This is a genomic window from Pseudomonas sp. P5_A12 (assembly GCF_056400685.1).
Genome location: NZ_JBFUKU010000358.1, coordinates 1 through 4,861, shown reverse-complemented (window position 1 = coordinate 4,861; position 4,861 = coordinate 1). Strand labels below are relative to the sequence as shown.

Annotated in this window: 2 protein-coding genes and 1 pseudogene; all 3 read left to right on the top strand. The window is 51.0% G+C overall.

Annotated features, from left to right (window positions below; genetic code table 11):
• A partial coding sequence (locus AC1DSG_RS27745; RefSeq protein ID WP_477793732.1) for a DEAD/DEAH box helicase occupies nucleotides 1-2,601 on the top strand: 2,601 nt, incomplete at its 5' end.
• A 261-nt stretch (nucleotides 2,602-2,862) separates the two neighbouring features.
• Nucleotides 2,863-3,277: pseudogene (locus AC1DSG_RS27740) on the top strand (DUF808 family protein); the annotation flags it as partial.
• A 717-nt stretch (nucleotides 3,278-3,994) separates the two neighbouring features.
• Nucleotides 3,995-4,351, top strand: coding sequence for an IS66-like element accessory protein TnpA (gene tnpA / locus AC1DSG_RS27735; RefSeq protein WP_477793731.1), 357 nt, complete (start codon nucleotides 3,995-3,997; stop codon nucleotides 4,349-4,351).
• The last annotated feature ends 510 nt before the right edge of the window (nucleotides 4,352-4,861 follow it).

Sequence of the window (4,861 nt, the reverse complement as noted above, 5' to 3'; positions counted from 1 at the left end):
CGGTTTGTCCAGAATGAAAAATTCAGACGTGCGCTAGGTCACCTCCAGGCTTGCGGTGCTGCCAGTGCGCTGCCTGGCTCGGTCGTGCAGCCGCATGGAATACCCGATCAGAATGCGATCGGGAAAATGCTATATTGCGCATCAGTGTTTGCACAATCTGGTTCTGAGTTGCATATCAGTCTGGCTCAAACGATTGCTTTTAATGCAATGTTGATCTCGCAGGAATCGAGCGTACTTGAACGGTGCGCAACGATATTGACAGAGATCGGAAATTTTCCGAGTTTGACTTATGCGGAGAAGCGGCACTCTACAAAGCCTTCAACATTGCTAGGGATGATTCAGAGGAATATTGTTGAGCAGCTGAATACTGTTGAGGTGGCAGGGTCGGCGATTACTCTTACCGATTATCAGCGTAAGGTGTGGGACTCTCTTCAGGAGGGGCGCTCTTTAGCGATATCGGCACCTACGTCCGCTGGAAAGTCATTCCTGGTAATCGAACACTTGTGTAGAGATGCGCTGGCGCTTCCACATTTTGTGTTTGTCTACATCGCACCGACGCGAGCACTGTTGTCCGAAGTCCATTTGAAAATAAAGGAGCGTCTTGCAAGTGACGTGACTATCCGCGTCACAGATATCCCCACTTTTGAGGGCGTGCCTCGACAAATTTTTGTGCTGACTCAGGAGCGATTTAAAGTTCTTCTTTCGATAACCTCATCTCCGATAAACTTTGTGGTTGTTGACGAGGCTCAAAACTTGTCAGATGGCGCCCGGGGGATGATACTGCAGGACTGCATTGAGCAATGCTATGCCCGAGATCATAAAACCCACGTGGTGATGCTCGCACCCGGCGCTCAAGGTTTTGCGAATGCACTGGAAAGCCTAGGTATGCCTGGAATTCCGGAAGTCAGCACCACTGTCTCACCTGTGCTGCAAAACCGCATCGTAATATCTAAAACTCCGGCCCTCAATCAGCTGGAATTCAAGCTGCTCAATGCCCATGGATACTCTCTTATTGGCACTATGCCCTGCAAAGTCGGTCTTGACTTGGTTGAAAGCAAGCTTGCAGCTGTCGCATTGGAATTGGGGAGCGGCGGTGCATCCCTGGTCTATGCAAAGACGCCTACCGAGGCGGCAAGTCTCGCCGGTTCAATTGCTCTAGGTTTAGATGATGTGGCAGATGCTGGAGCCAATGAGCTGGTAGAGTTCATTAAAGATCATATACACCATGAGTATCACTTGATCGGGATGGTTAAGAAGGGAGTCGCCTTCCACTATGGACAAATGCCATCCCTACTTCGTGAAGCTATTGAGGCAGCATTTCGTGCCGGTATCATAAAATTCCTGGTGTGCACTACAACCCTGTTTCAGGGTATCAATCTTCCTGCTCGCAATGTTTTTATAAATACCCCGGCCAGGGGACGGGGAGAAAAGGTAATGCTGGATCCTGCCCTGCTTTGGAATTTTGCCGGTCGAGCAGGGCGCATGGGTAAAGACATAGTCGGGAACGTATTCCTCATCGATTACGACGCCTGGAGTACGCAGCCCATGGATACGTTCTACAAATTCACCATTCGATCCGCGCTTTCTGAGTTTGTCACTGAGAATGCTACGGATGTCCTGACGGTGTTAAATAAAGGGAAGCTTGATTCCAGGCCAGGGGATGAGCGTTCTCGGAATGCAACTGCATCAGCCGGCATGCTCGTGAATAAAGCTCGGCAGGGCGACGTTACGGATTATCTGATCCGGGTCGCCCCGGCTTTAGATTATTTTGAATTCCGGGATATCCAAGAGGCGGCTAATAGGGCCTCTGAAGAGCTACTGCTGCCTCAGCATGTAATAGAAGGAAACTGGACATTAGATTTGTTCGCGCTGGACAGGTTGATGGCTCACCTCGTTGAGCGCCTCAACAATGGAACCTTAGACAGCGTGGTACCTAAAAGCCCCTCGGATCTAGGTAGAGCGGCCTTCAGTCACTACCAAGAAATTTTTAATATATTGTTCAGGTATATAAAAGGTTTTGATAAAAATTTTGGGGGCTACGTTGCCCGTATTGCAGTGAAATGGATGGAAGGTAAACCCTACCCCTTTATTTTGAGTTACGAGATCAGATCCGAAAAGCTTCGTATCACGAAGAAACGTAATCAAGAAAAGCTCGATCTCATGGCTGATTCTAATTATAGGGTTAAACGTATCGCCGAGGCCGATCCGAGTAAGGTGATCAAAAAGGCGTTTGATACCATAGAAGATGTCGTTCGTTTTCAATTAGTACAGATGGGTAAGGCTTATAACGATATATTAATACATATCTTCAATGATAATGGTCTCACGCACAAGGTGCCCGAGATTTTTGATTTTTCGTTGGCCTTGGAGCTTGGAGTTAGCACAAATACCGGGCGCGCGTTTTTGGAGTTGGGTCTCTCTCGAATTGCTGCATCCGAACTTCAGAAGTTAATTCCTAATAGCGATCTTGATATTTCAAGTGCCAGGCAGAAGCTGTTAAGTTTTGATCCGTCGCCGCACAAGCTGAGCTCGGTCATCTTGGCAGAGATAGATAAGGTGAGATCTACTATCGCACCTGTTGATACCTCTATTTCGGGTTGACCCACCCGTACATCGTTTCTGACGGCTTACAGGTCAAATGTTCCAGGCACGGAATGAAGTGAATCATCTCGTTGCGCAGTCAAGGGCGTGAATATTCACTGCATCCATGGATGAACCGGCTGGTAAGTCAATTGTCTAGTAAAGGTGCTTTCCGTATCACATGACGAGATGCATCTCTGATGCCTACGGAGAGCGTATGGAAAGCATTGGCCCCGGAATGCCTGAAGCGGCCGGGGAGCAAAATACCGGAAGGAGCCTTAGATGGCCGGCAGCAGCCAGTTCGCACTATTAGATGACATCGCAACGCTGCTCGATGACATCTCCCTCATGAGCAAGGTGGCCGCGAAAAAGTCTGCGAGTGTCCTTAGCGATGACTTGGCGGTGAATGCTGAGCAGGTTACTGGCGTGTATTCAAGGGGTCGTTGAGAAACAAAGCAATCCTAGTGCCTTGCGCCTTGGTGTTGAACGCACTGTTGCCTGCGGCGGTTCACTGGCTGCTCATGATTGGGGGAGCATATCTCTGTTACGAGGGATTTGAGTCCATCAAGGACAAGCTCACGGCTAGTCGAGACGATGGCACTGCGCAACCAAGGAAACCGAGCCCAAGGCACCAGAAGAGCTTGCGGCCTATGAAAAGCGGAAGATTGCTGGGGCTGTACGAACTGACTTCATCCTTTTTGTCCACCGCTTTGAAATGCACAATACGCTGTCCTTTCCAGCCCGCTAATCAGTGCCACCCCCTGGCGGGCGAAGCGTTGACCAAGCCATATCAACTATCTCTTCAAGGCCTTATTAGGTGTGGGAGGAGGAAGCTTCGATGGATTTTCAAAGGCGCGCTGGTCTGAGGTACTTAATAAGAGGGCCAATGAGGTCTTGTCTACGGTACTCCACACCTCTATTGACTGGCGTGGGAGTAAAGAGAGGGGAGCGGGAGGAACTAGCCCTACCTAAGGGTTAGATGCGGTTTCGATTCCCGCAGGGGACACATCCGTCCACCAGCGATCCTAGGCTACGCATATCTTTGAGATTGGTTTCAGTCGAAAGCCTTTTTCCATCGAATCTTGATTCTACTGAGATCCATATGTCCCATGGCCAATGCGCTAAAGGCTTCAGATCTTAGCCACTCATATCTCGCCTCCGACCTGAAGCTTTAGTCATCGTCTCAGTTGGTATTAATTCTTTTGCCAATATCGATGTACCGTAGACCTCGCCAACCCTAGCTTCTCCTGCCTCCGCCTGACTCAACTTTGACGCCTTAAGCTTCCTGACTGCCTCACCATTCTTAGTATTGCCAGGCCTACCCCGAGCCGGCTGCTTCRKYWCWTKGTAAGCGTCCGGCGAAGTCACCTACCCGATCCCAGCTATAAGGGCGATGGTGTCCACTTAAAAATACGTGGACACCATCACCCTTATCGTCAGGATTGCCATGCGCCAACGAACCTCTTATCCCAAACCCTTTAAAGCCCAGATCGTCCAGGAATGCCTGGAGCCTGGCGTGTCGATGGCCAGCGTAGCCTTGCGCCACGGCATCAACGCCAACCTCGTCCGAAAGTGGATACCTGCTTATCGTGATCGTCAGGCGCCGAMGTTGCCCGCTTTCGTTCCGATGAAACTAGAGTCCCGAACCCAGCCCGATCAGCAAACGTCCATCAGCATCGAGGTTCCTTTTGGGCCGCGGAAACTCACCGTGAAGTGGCCATCCTCAGATCCTGATGGGTGCGCACGTTTTATCCGCGAGCTGGCCCAGTGAAGTGTTAGCCAGAGGCAAGGGTGTCGCGGGTGACTGCGAATCTGAAGGAAGCCCGAGGCAAAATGCTGGCCTGACGAACAGGAAGCGGATTAGGCGGTGCAGCGGGGTAAGAAGGCCAATATCTTCAAAGCCCAATACTTGCACGGAACGCTGTGACGTAGATCCGACAGGCATAAGCAGGAAGGTCGCGCGAATTACCCTGGGAGATCTGTTTAGCCTGCCATGTGCTACCGGCGCCGTGAGGTGACGGGATGGGCGACAGAAGTCAGCAGAAGCCGTAGTAGTTGCTCGAAGCCGGAGCAATCAAGGGCTGAACCTGCCATGAGTGGATAGTCGGGTGTGATCTCTGTTGGAGCGTAAAGCAGAAACTCCGCGTAGCGGGGGTCGAGACCATCAGGAGGTAGGAGCCGGAAGCTCCGAGGGCCGGTCTGGGCGCTTAGATACCACAGGCGACACATCAACGGAACCAAGCTCGCTTACGTTGTTTGTCAGTAGGCAGGAACCGCCGTA